Genomic DNA, 16,655 nt, shown 5'->3' with positions numbered 1-16,655 from the left:
CAGTTGGTAGAGTCCAGGATTGTGATTCCTGTTGTCGTGGGTTCGAGCCCCATCAGCCACCCCAAATTGAAACCCTTGCAAGTGAACAACCTGCAAGGGTTTTTCAATTTCTGGTCGTCACCTGCTTTTATAGGTTAGAACAAACTGGTCTTCCCCGATGTGCAGGAAGACTTGGAAGGCCAGGGGCTGAGCGATGCTGCAAGCAGCCCTCAGCACGTTTGCTGCTCTTGCGCTGAACGGGCTGAAAGGCCTGCAGGATAGGAGTCATGCACAGCCCAGCACCGGCTGGAGAAAGTGATTGCCACCGTCTTGCATGAACCGCTGCAGTTCACGCCACTCCCCACATAGAGACAAGCGCTTGAAATCCTTTGCAAAACCTTCGCCCATGGAGCCTGCTTGGAGCGGGATGAGAAGCAAAGCGTTCTTTGCAGTCAGGCTGCAGCTATTTGACAAGGAATACAACGCAGCGGACCGCGCCCTAGACTGCGCTTTTCCCTGGCGCGTCTTGCTGGTGTGTCCGATGTTTGGCGAGCGATACGCCTGCCCAAGCAGCAACGGGGCAGATGGCATGGTGCCCAGCGGGGTGCACAGCATGGCCTTGTGTTTTTCAGCTCCAGGTGCTTGAGACACGCTCCCGAGTGCTGCCGACGCATGATGGGTTGCCGCAGCTGCTTCCCTCCATCAAAGCGTGTTTTATGTCAGTCAGTGTGTCCTACTGGCCGGCATTGTTCTGACCAGCCAGCAAGCCTGCCTGCCCGCATCCGTTGGGAGAGCGGGCGTCTTCCGCCAATAGATAAAATTGATGCTCCGTGTATTCCCTAGGTTTTCTTTCTATCAATCCAAGTTGTAATTTATTATCAATCTATTTTAATAAACCGATTGATAATTTGTTGATGCTGCAGCGATAGATTGCAGTACTGACCGGGCACCGGTCGGGCGAAGGAGGTGGAATATGCTGCCGGAAGTCCTGATCTTCATCACGCACAGGGTCGTGCTTCATTCGCTGATCCTGGAGAGCGGGTACACCACATTTGGCCGAGGTGCCGGCAACGCCATTTGCCTGGATAACCCGGCTGTCAGCCGGGATCACGGCGCTTTCCACTACCGTGCCGGTGTTCTGTCCGTCGTCGACCACCACAGCACGAACGGCATCTTCGTCAATGGCATGCGGACGCGCCGCAAGGTGCTCTACACGGGGGACTATGTGCTCGTAGGCTGCTACAAGGTCTTTGTCAAACATGGCTCGGAACAGCCCCGCAATGCCTTTGCCGGGTGAGGGATGGATGGGTGAAGGGCCATGGCCAGCGCACAAGCCGGCGGGCCCAAGCCTGTCCCGCTAGGCCGTCGCAGCCGGGAATGCGGCATGTCCGAGCGGAACCAGGGGCTTGCCCGGGCGGCTCCCCGCCGTCTAGCGCGATGCCTACAATCGGCTCCATGCGTTTACCCCACCACCAACTCACGATGACGGTGCTGATGTCTCCGGACATGGCTAATTTTTCTGGCAATGTGCATGGCGGCGCCATTTTGCGCGAGCTGGACAATGTGGCTTACTCCTGTGCGAGCCGCTATGCCGGGCGCTACGTGGTGACCCTGAGTGTGGACCAGGTGATGTTCCTGGAGCCCATCCATGTGGGTGAGCTGGTGTCGTTCTACGCCAGCGTCAACTACACCGGAACCTCGTCGATGGAGATCGGCATCAAGGTGGTGGCGGAGAACATCCGCGAACGCAGCGTGCGCCATGTCAACAGCTGCTTTTTCACGATGGTGGCGGTGGACGACCAGCGCAAGCCAGTGCCGGTGCCGCCGTTGCAGCCGGAGACGGCGGATGAAAAACGCCGCTGGGAAGCGGCGTTGACGCGCAAGGAACTGCGCAAGGAGTTGGCTCGCCGCTTTGCGCAGACGACGCGGCAGACCAGCTGAGTGTGGCTGGGTAGCGATTTGCGTTGCCTAATTTTGCTGCATGGCGCAGCAAGATTCAGGCCCATAGAAAAAGGCAAGGTCTTCACCTTGCCTTTCTTCGTAGTTGGTGTCCTAGCGTCGGCACCTAGCTGATCTTGGCGTTGGCTGCCTGATTAGCGTGCCTTGTTGGCATCGCTGGGGCTGTCGCTGAACACGCCATCCACACCCACTTCGTAGAACAGCTTGTACTCTGCCGCCACCTTGCCCTTGAAGTCGCTGGCCAGCAAGGTCACATCGTTGCGGTATTCCCAGGGGTGGACAAAGAGCTTGGCCGCATGGGCGAGGGTGACCAGGTTGGTCGGCGGCATCATCTCGCGGTCACGGTAGTCCCGTAAGCCATCGTTGTTCAGGTCGTCGGGCTGACCGTCGCCATTTTTGTCCAGGTAGCGCGCGGAAATGACAAAGGGCTTCCACGGCGAGATGCCGTTGGCGTAGGTCTTGATCTGGGCCAGACCGTCAGCGGTCACCATCTGGGCATAGGTGGTGGAGGTGCCTGCCAGCGTGAAGTCGTAGGGCTGTCCGTAGGGCAGGTTCATCAGAATCTGCCCGTCACTGCCCAGCTTTGGATCGCCATTGATCATCTGAACCAGGCGAACCTGGGTTTTGGCGCGCAAGGCCTTCAGGTGGGCCACTTCCAAAGAGCGCACCAACACCGGCGCCGTTTCCTGGGTGTAGCCCGCTGCGGTGAAGGCTGCCACCAGCTTGTCTTCCATCGCCAGGCCCTGCTGGCTGTGGTAGGTCGGGTTCAGGGTCTGCAGATACAGGCCGACGGTCTTGCGCTGGCGCTTAACGTAAGCGATCACATCATTGAGAGACAGAATGCGGCCCGTGGTGGCATTGGTCGGTGGCGCGCTGGAGCCAGTCAGCTTGGCGCGCAGGCTTTGCAGTTCCACCAACGTGAAGTCAGAGGCAAACCAGCCCTGGTGGGACTGGCCATCGATCTGACGTACGGTCTTGCGATTGGCGTAGACGCTGCGGCTGGAGACGTCGGTGATGTCGGTGATGTCCGGCGAGGCCAGCGCGACCAGCTCGCCATCCTTGCTCATGACCAGGTCCACAGCGATGAAGTTGGCATCCTGCGCGATGGCGGCATCAAAGCTCTCGGCCGTATTGGCGGCCTTGCCATCGATGCTGCTGAGCGAAAAGCTTTGCGGTGCTTTGCCGTCGAGCGTGGGATAGGGCTTGGGATTGGGGTTGGGGTTGGTACCACCATCGCCATCGCCCGGACCCAGCTCGGTCTTGCAGGCGGTCAGTGCGGTAATGGCCAGTGCAGCGGCGCACAGGCGCCAGGTGCGTTGTCTTTGCATATCGTCAGTGCTCCTCGTTTTATGGATTGAACCTGGAGAAACAATCTGTGCATATGTAAAGATTGATTACTCTACGCTATGGATGCTTGGTCTTCCACGGTTGCCTGGCTATCGTATCCGCAAATCTCGGAGAAATCTCGGCTGGCTATCGCCTCGTTGTTACGGATTGCCTGCGCTGCCAAAGCCACGCATTGCACCACATCGCCGACGACGATGATGCTGGGGCTGGCCAGTTTTTCGCGGGCCATGGTGGCGGGTAAATGGGCCAGGTCGGTGATCGCATGGCGCTGCTGGGGCAGGCTGGCATGCTGCACGATGGCGACCGGCGTATCGGCAGGCAAGCCGCTGCCCAGGCCCTGGCTGATAGCCTCGGCACTGGCCACACCCATGTAGATCACCAGGGTCAGGCGCGCATCATGTGCGGTGCGGGCCAGTTGCGCCCAATCGGGGCCTTGTCCGCCCGGCTTGGCATGGCCGGTGATGAACATCACGCCCCGTGCATGGTCACGGTGGGTCAGCGGTGCGCCCAGGCTGGTCAGCGCAGCGAGCCCGGCTGTCACGCCGTTGATGATGCGCGGCTCGATGCCATGGGCGCGCAAGAACTCCACTTCTTCGCCGCCCCGGCCAAAGATGAACGGGTCACCCCCTTTGAGCCGCACCACGTTCTCGCCAGCCTGCACCTCTTGCAGCATCAGGCGCTGGATAAATGCCTGGGGCGTACTTTGGCAGCCGCCGCGCTTGCCTACGTGAACGATGCGTGCGCTCTCGGGAGCCCATTGCAGCACGGCTTCGTTGACGAGGTCGTCCACCAGCAGCACGGTGGCACGTTGCAGCGCTTTGGCGGCAGCAATGGTCAGCAGGTCCGGGTCACCCGGGCCGGCACCGACCAGGGTGCACTGGCCCTGACCGGGCGTTGGGGCATCGGCGGGGGGGCGCGCAGTAGGAGTGGGCAGGCTGCTGTCAGTCATGGCGGGGACCTTGGGACGCGGGGAGTGTTTGTTGGGCGATGGCCAGCACATGTTCCACTTGCTGGGCCAGGGCGGCGGGCACCGGCAACTGGCCGGCCAGAACGGCCTCGGTGTAGCGGGCGGTGGTGTCCGCATCGCGCTCGCTGGGCAGCCCCGGCACCTGGCCATCGGTGCCACTGCTGCGCGCTTGCAGCAGCTGGTGCTGGCCGGCGACAAAGCCATCGTACTGCGGGGTGCGGCGCGGGTCGGCGCAGACTTCGCCTTCCAGTCCGCGCGAGAGCAGCGCATGGCTCTGCAGCTCGGCCAGCGTGGCCTGCAGCATCGGCAGGTATTCGGGGTGGGTATAGCTGCCCAGCAAAACCGCAGGGCTCTGCAGGGGCTGCAGCAGCTTCGCAATGCTGTGGCCGGGGTTGCGCAGGCCAATGATCTGGCGCACCGCCAGCAGTTTGGCGAGCGCGGGCAGCAAGGTGGCCGTATGCACCAAGGCCACTTCGGATGGGGCGATCGCCCCGGCCCCATCGCGGACTGTCAGCCCCAGCCGCTCGAACACCGCAAAGGCCGTGATGCGGCTCGCCTCGGTCTGCATGCCGTGAACCAGCACGGGCAGGCCTTCGCGTGCCAGCAGCAGGGCCAGCAGCGGAGTCAACGTGGGCAAGCGGCGCGCACCGTTATAGCTGGGCACTACCACGGTGGGCAGCGCTGCGCTGCTGTGGAAGCGGGCAATACGTGCATGCACGGCATCCCAGAGGCCGCACATCTCCTCGGCGGTTTCGCCTTTGATGCGCATCGCAATGCAAAAGGCGCCGATTTCATAATCGCTGACCCGGCCATCGAGTATCTGCGCCATCGCATCGCTGGCTTCGAGACGGCTGAGGGCCTTGGCGCCGCGTGCGCCGCGCCCGATTTCCTTGATGTAGTGCTGTATGGCCATGGCATTGAAAAATACGTGTGCCCATTATTTTAGGTTTTATATATACGTAAGTAATAAGGAAAATCAGCCCATCCGGCATCTCGGGTATGCAGGCCGGCAGCCGTGAAGCGGCCTTGGTTAACGAAGATTTGCGCCACTGCGTATTGCACTGCCATGCTGAACGTCTACCATCTGCAGTCTGTGCCACGCCCGCCTGGGCTTATGAAAGGAAAGAACATGTCCGCAACTCCCTCGATGGTCGATGAGCTCCTCGCGCAACTGCAAGGGGCTCCCATCCAGCAGATGGCCCAAAGCCTGGGTCAGAGCGAGGCCCAGACCGAGCAGGCCGTGCAGGCGGCCGTACCGATGATGCTGGGCGCCCTGGGCAACAACGCGCAAAGCGCAGGTGGTGCGAGCGCCTTGTTTGAAGCGCTGCAGCGCGACCACGGCGCGGCCGGCGGCGCAGGCGCGGGCCCTGATCTGGGAGGGCTGCTCGGATCGCTGTTGGGCGGTGGCGGCGGCGCGCAGAGCGGTGGTCTGGGCGGCATGCTCGGCAGCGTTCTGGGCGGCGCGCTCGGCGGCGGAGCACCTGCCGGTGCGGGTGCCGCATCGCCTGCAGCGATGGACGGCGCCAGCATTCTGGGCCATATCTTTGGCGGCCAGCAAGACCAGGCATCGGCCAGCCTGGGCCAGGCCACGGGCCTGGGCGCCAATGCCGGCAACCTGCTCAAAATGCTGGCCCCGCTGGTGATGTCCTTCCTGGCGCAGCGCGTGATGTCGGGCGGCCTGAATTCGTCGCAACTGGGCAATGCGCTCGGCCAGGAAAAAGACCAGGTGCAGCAGCAGGGTGGCCTGGGCGGCGGCCTGCTGGGCTCGCTGCTGGACCAGAATGGCGACGGCAAGCTCGATGTCAGCGACCTGATGAAAATCGGTGGCTCGCTGCTGGGCGGCAAGCGCTGAGCCATCTGTCCCCGCGCCAAACCCTGGCAGCCCGCCAGGGTAGACCGGTCCCCGGGGGCACAACCGGCCGGGAGCGCCTACACTTTGGCCCCATGAGTGAGTTGATTTTGGGGATCGAATCCTCCTGTGATGAAACCGGCGTGGCCCTGGTGCGCACCCGTGGCCCGGGCACCGTGCCCGAGCTGCTGAGCCATGCGCTCTACAGCCAGATCGAGATGCACCGTGCCTACGGCGGTGTGGTGCCCGAGCTGGCCAGCCGCGACCATATCCGGCGGGTATTGCCGCTGACGCAAACAGTGCTCGATGACGCGGGCTGTACGCTCGCGCAGATCGATGCGATTGCCTTTACCCGGGGCCCGGGGCTGGCCGGTGCGCTGCTGGTCGGATCCGGGGTGGCCTGCGCGATGGCCGCCGCGCTGGACAAGCCCGTGCTGGGCGTGCACCACCTCGAAGGCCATCTGCTGTCTCCTTTCCTGAGCGAAGACCCGCCCGAATTCCCCTTTGTGGCCTTGCTGGTTTCTGGGGGCCATACGCAGCTGATGCGGGTGGATGGTGTGGGCCAGTACCAGATTCTGGGCGAGACCATTGACGACGCGGCAGGCGAGGCCTTTGACAAATCCGCCAAGCTGCTGGGATTGCCGTACCCGGGCGGGCCGGAGCTGTCCCGTCTGGCGCAGGGCGGTGATCCCGAGGCGTTCAAGCTGCCGCGCCCGCTGCTGCACAGTGGCGATCTGGATTTCTCCTTTGCCGGGCTGAAGACGGCGGTGCTGACCCAGGCCAAGAAGCTGGGCGATGGCCTGGAGGCGCGCAAGGCGGACCTGGCCGCATCCACGCAGGCAGCCATTGTCGATGTGCTGGTGAAAAAGACCTTGAATGCACTGAAAGAAACCGGCATGAAGCGCGTGGTGGTCGCTGGCGGTGTGGGTGCCAACCGGCTGCTGCGCGAGCAGCTCAACGATGCCTGCCGCAAGCGCGGCATCCGGGTGCACTATCCCGAGCTGCATCTGTGCACTGACAACGGCGCGATGATTGCAATGGCGGCTGCGATGCGCATCGAAGCGGGGCAGCAGCAGGCTGAAAAGGTCTATGCGTTCGACGTCAAGCCGCGCTGGCCGCTGGATGCGATCGTGCAGCAGCCACCTGCGGCTGCCGCTGCGGTGTAGATGTGACCCGCTGGTGATGCAGCGGCACAACGAGCAAAAGGGGCCTGTCAGGGCCCCTTCTGCATGGTGCGGTGTTGGCGTTTATGCAATCGCCAGGGTCTGGGTGCTGGGCTGGTTGGTGCTCAGCACCAGGGTCAGCACGCCGTTTTCCAGGCTGGCTTTGGAGGCTGCGGCATCGATGCTGGCAGGCAGCTTCCAGGCACGTTGCACACTGCGCGGCGCACCTTCAATGCTGGACAGGCGCACGGTCTTGTCTTGCAGCTCGATGCGCAGCTGGTCGCGGGACAGACCGGGCACATCCACGCTGATGCTGAACACCTGGCCATCTTGCTGTACGCGATCTTGCGCATTGGTGGTGGCCTGGAGGAAGCGCTGCAGCGCGGCATCCATCGCGGAAGGGGAGACAGCGTAGGCCGAGCGGTGCATCAGAGGGGTCATGATCATCTTCAATCCTTGTAGAACAGGGCAGCGGGGTTGCTGCTTGATGACTGATAGTTGGATGAAGATGCGGCAATTTCAAGAGAAAATAGCTGCCTTTTATTTTTGCAGCTAAGGCCTTGAAAGCCTGCAGATCACGTCCATATGGGTTGCCCTGCCTGGACTGGCCAGGCCAGGCCGGGGATCACGGCGCGCTGAAGTTGGCCGGATCGGGCGTGCGCTGCTGGCGCGCCTTGCTGCGCAGATAGGCCTTGGCGGCGGCTTCGGCCGTGGGGGAGTTGCTCGGTTCGCTGCTGGGTTCAGGCGCGCTGGGCTCGGCATCCGCCGCTGCCGGCGTGCCGTTGCGTGCACGCGCAATGGCCTGGCCCAGCTCCACCACGGACATCGCATAGAAGCTCGAGAGGTTGTAGCGGGTGATGGTGTAGAAGTTGGGCGTACCCACGACGTATTGGGTGGCGGCGCTGGCATTGGGCAGCTCGATCAGTGCAAGCGGGCCATTGTGCTGGTCACCCGGTGCCTGGATGCGCAGGCCCAGTGCGGCCATCTCGGCGGCGCTGAAGCTGGGCTTGATGTCCGGGGCCAGCAAGGTCTCCAGCTGTGCCGGCGTGCTGTTCACCTGCACGTCGTAGTAGGCCGGCATGCCGCGCTGCCAGCCATGGGCGACGAAGTAGTTGGCTACCGAGCCGATCGCATCGGCGGTGCTGCCAAACAGGTTGATCTTGCCATCGCCATCGAAATCGACTGCGTAGTTGGACCAGCTGGTCGGCATGAACTGGGGCATGCCCATCGCGCCGGCGTAGCTGCCGACCGTGTCGAAGGGGTTGCTGTCGGTGAGGTAGGCCGTGGCCAGGAACTGCTCGAGCTCACCCCGGAAATACTTGGCGCGGTCGGCCGCGCGCGGGTGGCTTGCGGGATAGTCGAAAGCCAAGGTGGCCAGCGCATCGACCACGGTGAAGTTGCCCATTTGCTGGCCGTAAATGGTCTCGACCCCGATGATGCCGACGATGTACTCGGCCGGCACGCCATAGGTCTGCTCGGCGCGGGCCAGGGTCGCTGCGTTCTCGTTCCAGAAGCGCAGGCCCGCGCGGATGCGGATCGGCTCGACAAAGCGGCTGCGGTAGCCGCGCCAGTTCTTGACACCGGCTGGCCCGGTGCGCGGCGTCATCAGGCGCTGCACCGTGGCGTTGAAACGGGCTTGCTGGATGCTGGCACGCAGCCAGGCCTCATCGATATGGCGGCGCTCGGCCACCTCGCGGATGAAAGCCTCGGCCTCGGGACGGTTGCCATAGCTGGATGCGGCGGGGGCGGAATCAGCGCTGCGGGCCTTGTTGCTGGTGTTTTTTTGCGCGTAGGCGCCCGTTGCGCACAGGCCGGCGCACAGCACGGCCACGGTGGTCTGAAGAATTCGGTGCATGGGGTTTTATACCTTGTTTGCCCGGGCCCGCAGGCGGGACCAGGGCAGAAGTCGTAATTGTTTGCGAAGCGCCGCCAGCTCGGCCTTGGGCGCAGGCTGGCCGGTCGCATGTGCATAGCGCTGCCGCTCCATGGCCTTGAGCCATTGGCCAAACGCAGGGGCCAGCTCGGGCGCCTGGGCGTGCACCAAGCGTGCCAGCGCGCGGGGCGTAGCGGCGCTGCCTTGTGCGGCCTCTGGCACACCGGCCTGGCGCAGGCGTTTGCGCGCCTCGCCCAGCAGCGCAAGCCAGGGGTCCACGCGCCGGCGCTGGTACTGCAGGGCCAGCACCACGACCATCGCCGCCGCCAGTACCAGGCCACCCAGAATGCGCACCAGGTCCATCCAGTTGAGGCTGGACAGGCCCAGCTTGCTGAGCATGTCCATCTGCTCGCGCTGGGTGTAGTTCAGCACCCACTGGTTCCAGCTGTTGTTGACGGCTTCCCAGACCGCGCGCATGCGCTGCAACCCATTGATGGTGGCGGCATTGCTGACGCTGATGCCCATGAAGTTGGGCGTGTTCAGGCGTTGTGCGGCGCCGATGCGGCCGGGGCTGACCGAGCCCGTCGGGTCAAAGCGCACCCAGCCCTGTTCTTCGCCCAGCCACACCTCCGCCCAGGCATGGGCATCGGCCTGGCGCACCGTCCAGTAGCCGTCCACGCTGTTGGCTTCGCCCCCCTGGTAGCCGGTCACAATGCGCGCCGGCACGCCGGCACTGCGCAGCGCAATCACAAAGGCGGCCGAAATATGCTCGCAAAAGCCCTCTTTGCGGTCAAACCAGAACTCGTCAGCTGCCTGACCGGTGTAGACGCCGGGATCCAAGGTGTAGGTATAGCCGCCACTGCGCAGCTGCTGCTGCAGGCGCTGTACCAGTTGCGCGCTGCGGTCGGGGCGCTCGCCGATCTCGGCCACCAGCTGCGCCACCCAGGCCTGGGTGCGCGGGTTGCTGTTGGCCGGCAGCCGGCGGTTGAAGGCCAGCTCGCGGTTGCCGGCCTGCATGCCAAACCGGTAGCGCGTGTGGCTTTCGACCGCAATGCGGGTCACCTCGGTAATGGGACGGTTGCTGAGCCATTGCAGATCGCCGGTGCTGTAGGCACGGCCGCGTGGCAGCACCGGCGCGCTGCCGGTCAGGTCCAAAGTCAGCAACCATGGCTTGTGGTGGGGCTCCAGGGTCAGCTCGTAGCGCAGCGCCTCGCCTTCGGTGCGAATGTCGGCAAACATCCGATCGTCCGGCGTGCGAAAGCTGGGTGTGGCGCGCCAGGTGCTGCCGTCGAAGTCGGACAGCACCGGCCCGCGCCAGTAGAGCTGGTTGGCGGGGGGCGGCCGGTTTTGCGGCGTGTCGAACTTGACGCGGAACGCGATGCCTTCGTCCTGGGCCAGCGATGCCACCGAGCCGACCGTCATCTCATCGGACAGACCGGTCTTGGCTGCCGGGTTCTGCGGCACGCCCCACAGCGGCGCCATGCGGGGAAAGAAGACAAACAGCGCCAAGGTCAGCGGCGCGCCAATGGCCACCATCTTCAGCGACAGGCCGGCTGCGAACTTCAGCGAGGGCTGCCCCACCGGCATATGCGCATGGACCAGCGCGGTGAGCAGGCCCACCAGACCGATCGCAATGGCCAGCGCGGTCAGCAGCGACTGCGAATGCAGAAAGTTGGCGATCAGCGCAAAAAAACCCAGGAAGAAGATGACCATCGCATCGCGCTTGGCGCGCAGCTCCATGGTCTTGAGCGTCAGCAGCATGCTGACCAGGGTGACGCCGGCATCGGCCCCAAGGATGGTGCGGTAGCTGAGCAGGGTCAGCCCGACCACCAGCACCAGCAAGGCCAGCAGCTGCCAGCGGCCCGGCATGGGCTTTTGCAGCAGCGCAATGCGGCCGCGCCAGGCGAGCAGCGCGTAAGCCAGAGCGGAGGCCCACAGTGGCAAGGTGGCGGTGAGCGGCAGCAGTATCCAGCCGACGACGGCCAGCAAAAACAAGGTATCGCGTGCCTCGCGTGGCAGGCGGGACCAGCGGCTGGCGCCTGCAGACGGGGCAGGGTGGAAAGCAGAGGGCATCGTGTTGTTCCTAGGCCAGTGCCAGTGCGCGCAGGCAGGCCTGGCGGTGCTCGGCCCCGCTATCGGCCGCCTGATCTGCGTGGCCGCTGCCCAGGCGCAACCCGTAGCGCAGCCCTTGCTGGTCGGCCATTACTACCCAGGCCGTCAGCCGCGAAAGCTGGGCTTCCCGCTCTGCCAGGCCGCATTGCTGGGCATCGAGCCACACATCCTGCTGCGCCTGGTGCTGGTTGTCGCGCACGACAAAATGGCCGCTGCCGGTGGCCAGCGATGTGGCCGCCTTCTTCCAGACCACCAGCTTGAGCGGGTCGCCGCGGCGGTAGCTGCGCACCCCGTCGAACTCGCCACTGCTGGCCCGCAGGCTGGCGCTGCTGCCGGCGCCGGCATCGGCCAGGCCCAGTGGCAGCGGGGGTGGGTTGGTCTCGGGGCAGGGGTAGACCAGGGCTTTTTCGGTGGTGCGGAAAACGGTCCACATGCGAAAGACACCGAGCGGAAAACGGGTCTCGACCAGCACCGCAGGCAGGCTGTGGTAGCCGCGCCGCTCGGCGGGCGTGCTCAGTTGCATCGGGGTGGTTGCCTGCGCCGGAGCATCGCTCAGGCTCAGTTCCAGGCCCTGGTACTGGCGTATGCCCAGCGCATAGCGGGCGCGGCGGCTGGGGTTGTGCAGCCGAAGGTCCAGGCGCAGCGCCTGTCCGGCAAACTGTGCCTCGGGCGCGTGCAGCTCCAGCTGCAGCCCCAGCAGATTGCGGTAGCCAATGCCCACGGACACCAGGGCGGCGCCGGTCAGCATGAAGGTCAGCAAAAATCCCAGATTGAGCTGGAAATTGATGCTGGTCACCAGCAGCACCAGCAAGGTGAGCGCCAGCATCCAGCCAGCGCGGGTGGGCAGCAGGTAGAGGTTGCGGCGGCTGACCGCATGGCTGCTGGCGCTGGGCAAATGGGCCAGCCACCACTGGCGCATGCGCTGGCGCAGCCGCTGAAGAGGGCTGTTGCGGGGCTGCCCTGAGGCCGCAGAAGGCGGGTTCACGCTACTGCAGCGCCACGCTGTCCATCATCGCGCGCACCTGCTCGACGGCACTGCGCCCCGATGTGCTGATGGGCACCAGCCGGTGCGCCGTCGTCTGCGGCAGGATGGCTTGCACATCATCGGGCGCCACATAGTCGCGGCCCTGGATCAGCGCTTGCGCCTTGGCCGCCCGGATGAGGCCAATGCCCGCGCGCGGTGACAGGCCCTGCACAAACCATTTGCCCGAGCGCGTGGCGGCGATCAGCGCCTGCACGTAGTGGATCAGCGCGTCACTGGCGCGCACGCTGGTCACTTCCTGCTGCAGGAACTTCAGCTCCACCGCAGAGGTGAGCGCTGGCAACTGGTTGGCGATATCGCGGTGGCCTTGGCCGGCCAGCAGCTGGAACTCGGCCGCCTGGTCGGGGTAGCCCAGCGAGATGCGCATCAGGAAGCGGTCGAGCTGGCTCTCGGGCAGGGCATAGGTGCCCAGCTGGTCGAGCGGGTTCTGGGTGGCGATGACGAAGAAAGGCTGGGGCAGCGGGCGCGTCGCGCCCTCGACCGTCACCTGCTTTTCCTCCATCGCCTCCAGCAACGCGCTTTGCGTCTTGGGGCTGGCGCGGTTGATCTCATCGGCCAGCAAAACCTGGGTGAACACGGGGCCGGGATGAAACACAAAAGCCTGCTGCTCGCGCTCATAGACCGACACGCCGGTCAAGTCGCTGGGCATCAGGTCTGCAGTGAATTGCACCCGTGCAAACTGCAGGCCCAAGGTGCGGGCCAGCGCATGCGAAAGTGTGGTCTTACCCACGCCGGGCACGTCTTCAATCAGCAGATGTCCTCCCGCCAGCAAACAAGTCAGGCAATGCTGAACCTGCGCCGGTTTCCCCACAATCACCGTGTTAAGCTGAGTCAATAATTTTTGTATGGTGTGCTGTGTCTGCATCCCATCACAATAAACGACAAAGGCAGTTAAGGAGACGAAAACTGTGTCCAAGACAGGTTATTTCAGCCACCGTGACTGTTGGCTGCACGACATGGGGCCTGCCCACCCGGAATGCGCTGCGCGCCTGGATGCGATTGAAGACCGCCTGCTGATCACCGGTGTGGGGGATGCATTGGAGCGGCGCGATGCGCCCAAGGCCAGCATGTCCGATCTGGAGCTGGGCCATGAGCGCCTGCATATCGCGTCGATACGCGGGCTGTCCGAAATGGCGGCGGACAACCAGGCCATTGGCGGCCCGGAAACCCTGATGCTGGACACCGACACTGCCGTCAATGGCGCCACCTGGAATGCCGCGCTGCGGGCCTGTGGCGCTGCGCTGGCGGCCACCGATGCCGTGATCAGCGGCGAGATGGAAAACGCCTTCTGCGCCGTGCGTCCCCCGGGCCACCATGCCACGCGCAAGCAGGCGATGGGCTTTTGTTTTTTCAACAACGTCGCGGTGGCGGCCAAATACGCGCTGATGCGCCACCAGCTCAAGCGCGTAGCGATAGTCGATTTTGATGTGCACCATGGCAATGGCACCGAAGACATCTGCGCGGGCGACCCGCACATTCTGATGGTGGGCATTTTTCAGCACCCGTTCTACCCGCATTCGGGCGACAAGGACCCGGCGGCCAATATGCTCAATGTGCCGGTGCCGGCCTATACCAAGGGCATGGACATCCGCGAGATTGTGGAGACCTACTGGATTCCACGTCTTGAGGAATTCAAGCCGGAGATGGTCTTCATCAGCGCAGGCTTTGACGCCCACCGCGAAGACGACATGGGCCAGCTGGGCATGGTCGAGGCCGACTACGCCTGGATCACCCACCGCGTGAAAGACATTGCGCGGCGCTTCAGCAAGGGCCGCATCGTCTCCTGCCTGGAGGGCGGCTATGTGATGGCGCCGCTCGCAGCCAGCGTGGAAGCCCATATCCGCGTGCTCGCCGATCTGTAAACACCTTCTGAGGACCTGGCAATGACGGACAGCAACTTGCTTGTGCAGACCCGCGATGCGCGCGGCGTGGTGACCTTGTGCATGAACGATGGGGCGCGCTTCAATGCGCTGGGTGATGAGATGCTGGCGGCGTTGCGCGCAGCGCTGGCCGCCATTGCGCAGGATGCCTCCGTACGCGTGGTGGTGCTGGCCGCGCAGGGCCGGGCCTTTTGCGCCGGCCACAATCTCAAGGACATGGCCGCCCACCCCGACCGCGCCTGGTACCAGGACCTGTTCAACCGCTGCAGCCAGGTGATGATGGCGATCCAGAAGCTGCCGGTACCCGTCATTGCGCGGGTGCAGGGCATGGCGACGGCCGCCGGCTGCCAACTGGTGGCGCAATGTGATCTGGCCGTTGCCAGCAGCGAGGCCAGCTTTGCCACCAGCGGCATCCAGTACGGCCTGTTCTGCGCCACGCCCAGCGTGCCCTTGGTGCGCAACATGCCCATCAAGCAGGCGATGGAAATGCTGCTGACCGGTGAATTCATCAGCGCCGAGCAGGCGCTGGCCCAGGGCCTGGTCAACCGGGTGGCCGCGCCCGAGCAGCTCGATGCGGAGCTGGAAACGCTCGTCGCTGCCATCGTCAGCAAGCCCGCTGCCGCCGTGCGCATGGGCAAGGCCCTGGTCTACCAGCAGCGGGAGCTGGGTATGGAGGCCGCCTACCAGGTGGCCAGCCAGTGCATGGCCGCCAACATGATGGACGGCAACGCGCAGGAAGGCGCGCAGGCCTTTGCGCAAAAGCGCAAGCCGGTCTGGTCCTAGCCCCAGGCCACACCCAGCCGCGCGTCTGTAGACGTCTGCCGCTCCTACAAACGGCACTGCAGCATCGGTGATACGGTACGGAACCAGCATATGCTTGCGCGTATGCTTTTTCTTTTGGACCCGATAAGGCTGGCGCATGGATATCTTTGATCGTTTGAGAGTGGACTTTGAGCAGTCCAGCACCTGGCAGGAGCTGGCGGTTTTGGTGATTTGCCTGGGCCTGGCCTGGCTCCTCAGCCGCAGCTTTTACCGCCACCGTGAGGTGGGCAAGCCCTCGGTATGGTTTGGCAAAACGGCCTGGGGCGGGGCGCTGTTCCCGCTGCTGGCACTGCTGCTGACCGCTGCCGCGCGCATGCTGGTGGAGCACTACCAACCGGTGTTTCTGCTGCGGCTGGCGGTGCAGATTCTGCTGTCGCTGGCGGTCATCCGCCTGGTCGCCCGGGTGCTGGCCAAGACCTTTCCCAACTCCACCGTGGTGCGCCTGATTGAGCGGATCTTCTCGTGGCTGGCCTGGGGCGTGGCGGTGCTGGGGATTCTGGGTGTGCTGCCGCAGGTGATGGCGCAACTCGACGCTGTGCAGTTCGCCTTTGGCAAGACGTCGATCTCGGTACTGGAGCTGTTCCAGGGGGCGATATCGGTGGGCATGGTGATGCTGGTGGTACTGTGGATTTCGACCACCTTCGAGCAACGCGTGATCGACGACATGGTCAAGGACCTGTCGATGCGCAAGATGGCCGTCAATCTCACACGCATGCTGCTGATCACCATTGGCCTGCTGGTGGCGCTGTCCCTCGTTGGCGTCGATCTGACGGCGCTGTCGGTGCTGGGCGGTGCTTTCGGTGTCGGCCTGGGTTTTGGCATGCAGAAAATTGCCTCCAACTATGTCAGCGGTTTTTTGGTGCTGATCGAGCGGGCCTTGCGCATTGGCGACAACGTGCGCGTCGATGGCTTCGAAGGCCGCATCACCGACATCCGCACCCGCTACACCGTCATCCGCGCCTCCAACGGGCGCGAGTCGATTGTCCCCAATGAGACCTTGATCACACAGCGCGTGGAAAACCTCACCGACGCCGACCAGAAGTTCAACCTGACCACCCAGATCGTCGTCGGCGCCGACAGTGATGTCGCGCAGGTGCGCGAAGTGCTGACGCGCGCGGCCCTGGCCCAAGCGCGGGTGCTGGCCAAGCCCGAGCCCTCGGTGTTCCTGGTGAATTTCGCCCCTGACGGACTGGAGTTCAGCCTGAGCTTTTTCATCAACGATCCGATGAACGGGCAGGCCAATGTGAAGTCAGCGGTCAATATCGCCGTGCTCGAGGGCCTGCGTGCGGCAAAGATCGAGATTCCGTTCCCGCAACGTGTTTTGCATATCCAGAACAATAGCGGCGGTGCAATACCTGCCAGCCAGGGCTGATGAACCGCCAACTTGTGCGGAAAATGGAGGCTGGTGCGCAGCGATGCGCCGATAATTGGCCGTTATGAGCCGCTTGGCTACAAAAAAGCACGGTCGTGCATTTTTGTGCGATGATGGCCTGATCCATGCCCATGGCTGCGTGGCAGCGCCCAAGCGCTGCCACTGGCGCAAACCTATTGAACAACTCAGGAGTCGAGGTTTATGAAAGTACTGGTACCCGTCAAACGCGTGGTGGACTACAACGTCAAGGTGCGCGTCAAGAGCGATGGCTCGGGTGTGGACATTGCGAA

Annotated in this window: 16 protein-coding genes and 1 pseudogene; 8 read left to right on the top strand and 9 right to left on the bottom strand. The window is 63.8% G+C overall.

What is annotated here, in order from left to right:
- Positions 1-264 precede the first annotated feature (264 nt).
- Positions 265-630 (bottom strand): hypothetical protein, encoded by a 366-nt coding sequence (locus ACHWUQ_RS06980; protein WP_394680706.1) that lies wholly within the window; start codon positions 628-630, stop codon positions 265-267.
- A 322-nt stretch (positions 631-952) separates the two neighbouring features.
- Here ACHWUQ_RS06980 and ACHWUQ_RS06975 point away from each other — a divergent pair, with 322 nt between their 5' ends.
- Together ACHWUQ_RS06975 and ACHWUQ_RS06970 are read left to right on the top strand one after the other, a co-directional pair.
- Positions 953-1,276, top strand: a complete 324-nt coding sequence (locus tag ACHWUQ_RS06975; protein ID WP_312417710.1) for an FHA domain-containing protein — start codon at positions 953-955, stop codon at positions 1,274-1,276.
- A gap of 158 nt (positions 1,277-1,434) precedes the next feature.
- Positions 1,435-1,920, top strand: coding sequence for an acyl-CoA thioesterase (locus tag ACHWUQ_RS06970; RefSeq protein WP_239808965.1), 486 nt, complete (start codon positions 1,435-1,437; stop codon positions 1,918-1,920).
- Positions 1,921-2,072: 152 nt separating this feature from the next.
- On the opposite strand, the gene ACHWUQ_RS06965 is transcribed toward ACHWUQ_RS06970, so the two are convergent.
- The 3 genes from ACHWUQ_RS06965 to ybiB form a co-directional block, all read right to left on the bottom strand.
- Positions 2,073-3,266, bottom strand: a complete 1,194-nt coding sequence (locus ACHWUQ_RS06965) for a glycerophosphodiester phosphodiesterase family protein (protein WP_394680705.1) — start codon at positions 3,264-3,266, stop codon at positions 2,073-2,075.
- 71 nt (positions 3,267-3,337) lie between these two features.
- Positions 3,338-4,234 (bottom strand): uroporphyrinogen-III C-methyltransferase, encoded by an 897-nt coding sequence (cobA, locus tag ACHWUQ_RS06960; protein ID WP_394680704.1) that lies wholly within the window; start codon positions 4,232-4,234, stop codon positions 3,338-3,340.
- Positions 4,227-5,165 (bottom strand): DNA-binding protein YbiB, encoded by a 939-nt coding sequence (ybiB, locus tag ACHWUQ_RS06955; protein WP_394680703.1) that lies wholly within the window; start codon positions 5,163-5,165, stop codon positions 4,227-4,229. Before ybiB ends, cobA begins: the two co-directional genes overlap by 8 nt.
- A gap of 216 nt (positions 5,166-5,381) precedes the next feature.
- Here ybiB and ACHWUQ_RS06950 point away from each other — a divergent pair, with 216 nt between their 5' ends.
- Both ACHWUQ_RS06950 and tsaD read left to right on the top strand, forming a co-directional pair.
- Positions 5,382-6,104 carry a DUF937 domain-containing protein gene (locus ACHWUQ_RS06950; protein WP_312417702.1) on the top strand — a complete coding sequence of 241 codons (723 nt, stop codon included), beginning with the start codon at positions 5,382-5,384 and terminating at the stop codon, positions 6,102-6,104.
- A 92-nt stretch (positions 6,105-6,196) separates the two neighbouring features.
- Positions 6,197-7,267: a tRNA (adenosine(37)-N6)-threonylcarbamoyltransferase complex transferase subunit TsaD gene (gene tsaD, locus ACHWUQ_RS06945; RefSeq protein ID WP_313335857.1), complete on the top strand. Its 1,071-nt coding sequence runs from the start codon at positions 6,197-6,199 to the stop codon at positions 7,265-7,267.
- Between the two features lie 81 nt (positions 7,268-7,348).
- Here tsaD and ACHWUQ_RS06940 read toward each other — a convergent pair whose 3' ends face one another.
- The 5 genes from ACHWUQ_RS06940 to ACHWUQ_RS06920 form a co-directional block, all read right to left on the bottom strand.
- A complete protein-coding gene (locus ACHWUQ_RS06940) occupies positions 7,349-7,711 on the bottom strand; it encodes an Hsp20/alpha crystallin family protein (RefSeq protein ID WP_239808959.1) in 363 nt (120 codons plus the stop codon).
- Positions 7,712-7,889: 178 nt separating this feature from the next.
- The gene (gene mltB, locus ACHWUQ_RS06935) at positions 7,890-9,119 is read right to left on the bottom strand and encodes a lytic murein transglycosylase B (protein WP_394680702.1); all 1,230 of its coding nucleotides are present in this window, start codon (positions 9,117-9,119) and stop codon (positions 7,890-7,892) included.
- A 6-nt stretch (positions 9,120-9,125) separates the two neighbouring features.
- A complete protein-coding gene (locus ACHWUQ_RS06930) occupies positions 9,126-11,210 on the bottom strand; it encodes a DUF3488 and DUF4129 domain-containing transglutaminase family protein (protein ID WP_394680701.1) in 2,085 nt (694 codons plus the stop codon).
- Positions 11,211-11,220: 10 nt separating this feature from the next.
- The gene (locus ACHWUQ_RS06925; RefSeq protein WP_239808956.1) at positions 11,221-12,234 is read right to left on the bottom strand and encodes a DUF58 domain-containing protein; all 1,014 of its coding nucleotides are present in this window, start codon (positions 12,232-12,234) and stop codon (positions 11,221-11,223) included.
- Between the two features lies 1 nt (position 12,235).
- Positions 12,236-13,156, bottom strand: a complete 921-nt coding sequence (locus ACHWUQ_RS06920; RefSeq protein ID WP_239808955.1) for a MoxR family ATPase — start codon at positions 13,154-13,156, stop codon at positions 12,236-12,238.
- A gap of 43 nt (positions 13,157-13,199) precedes the next feature.
- On the opposite strand from ACHWUQ_RS06920, the gene ACHWUQ_RS06915 reads away from it, so the two are divergent.
- The 4 genes and pseudogenes from ACHWUQ_RS06915 to ACHWUQ_RS06900 form a co-directional block, all read left to right on the top strand.
- A complete protein-coding gene (locus tag ACHWUQ_RS06915; RefSeq protein WP_239808954.1) occupies positions 13,200-14,153 on the top strand; it encodes a histone deacetylase family protein in 954 nt (317 codons plus the stop codon).
- 21 nt (positions 14,154-14,174) lie between these two features.
- Positions 14,175-14,954 (top strand): enoyl-CoA hydratase, encoded by a 780-nt coding sequence (locus ACHWUQ_RS06910; protein ID WP_312463233.1) that lies wholly within the window; start codon positions 14,175-14,177, stop codon positions 14,952-14,954.
- 136 nt (positions 14,955-15,090) lie between these two features.
- Complete coding sequence (locus ACHWUQ_RS06905) at positions 15,091-16,365, top strand: mechanosensitive ion channel family protein (RefSeq protein WP_239808952.1); 1,275 nt, start codon at positions 15,091-15,093, stop codon at positions 16,363-16,365.
- Between the two features lie 201 nt (positions 16,366-16,566).
- Positions 16,567-16,655, top strand: a pseudogene (locus ACHWUQ_RS06900) (electron transfer flavoprotein subunit beta/FixA family protein); the annotation flags it as partial.

Source organism: uncultured Comamonas sp. (assembly GCF_964277875.1).
Taxonomy (GTDB): Bacteria; Pseudomonadota; Gammaproteobacteria; order Burkholderiales; family Burkholderiaceae_C; genus Comamonas; species Comamonas sediminis.
Note: the sequence above shows the minus strand (reverse complement) of the source record. Positions and strands in the feature narration are given on the sequence as shown.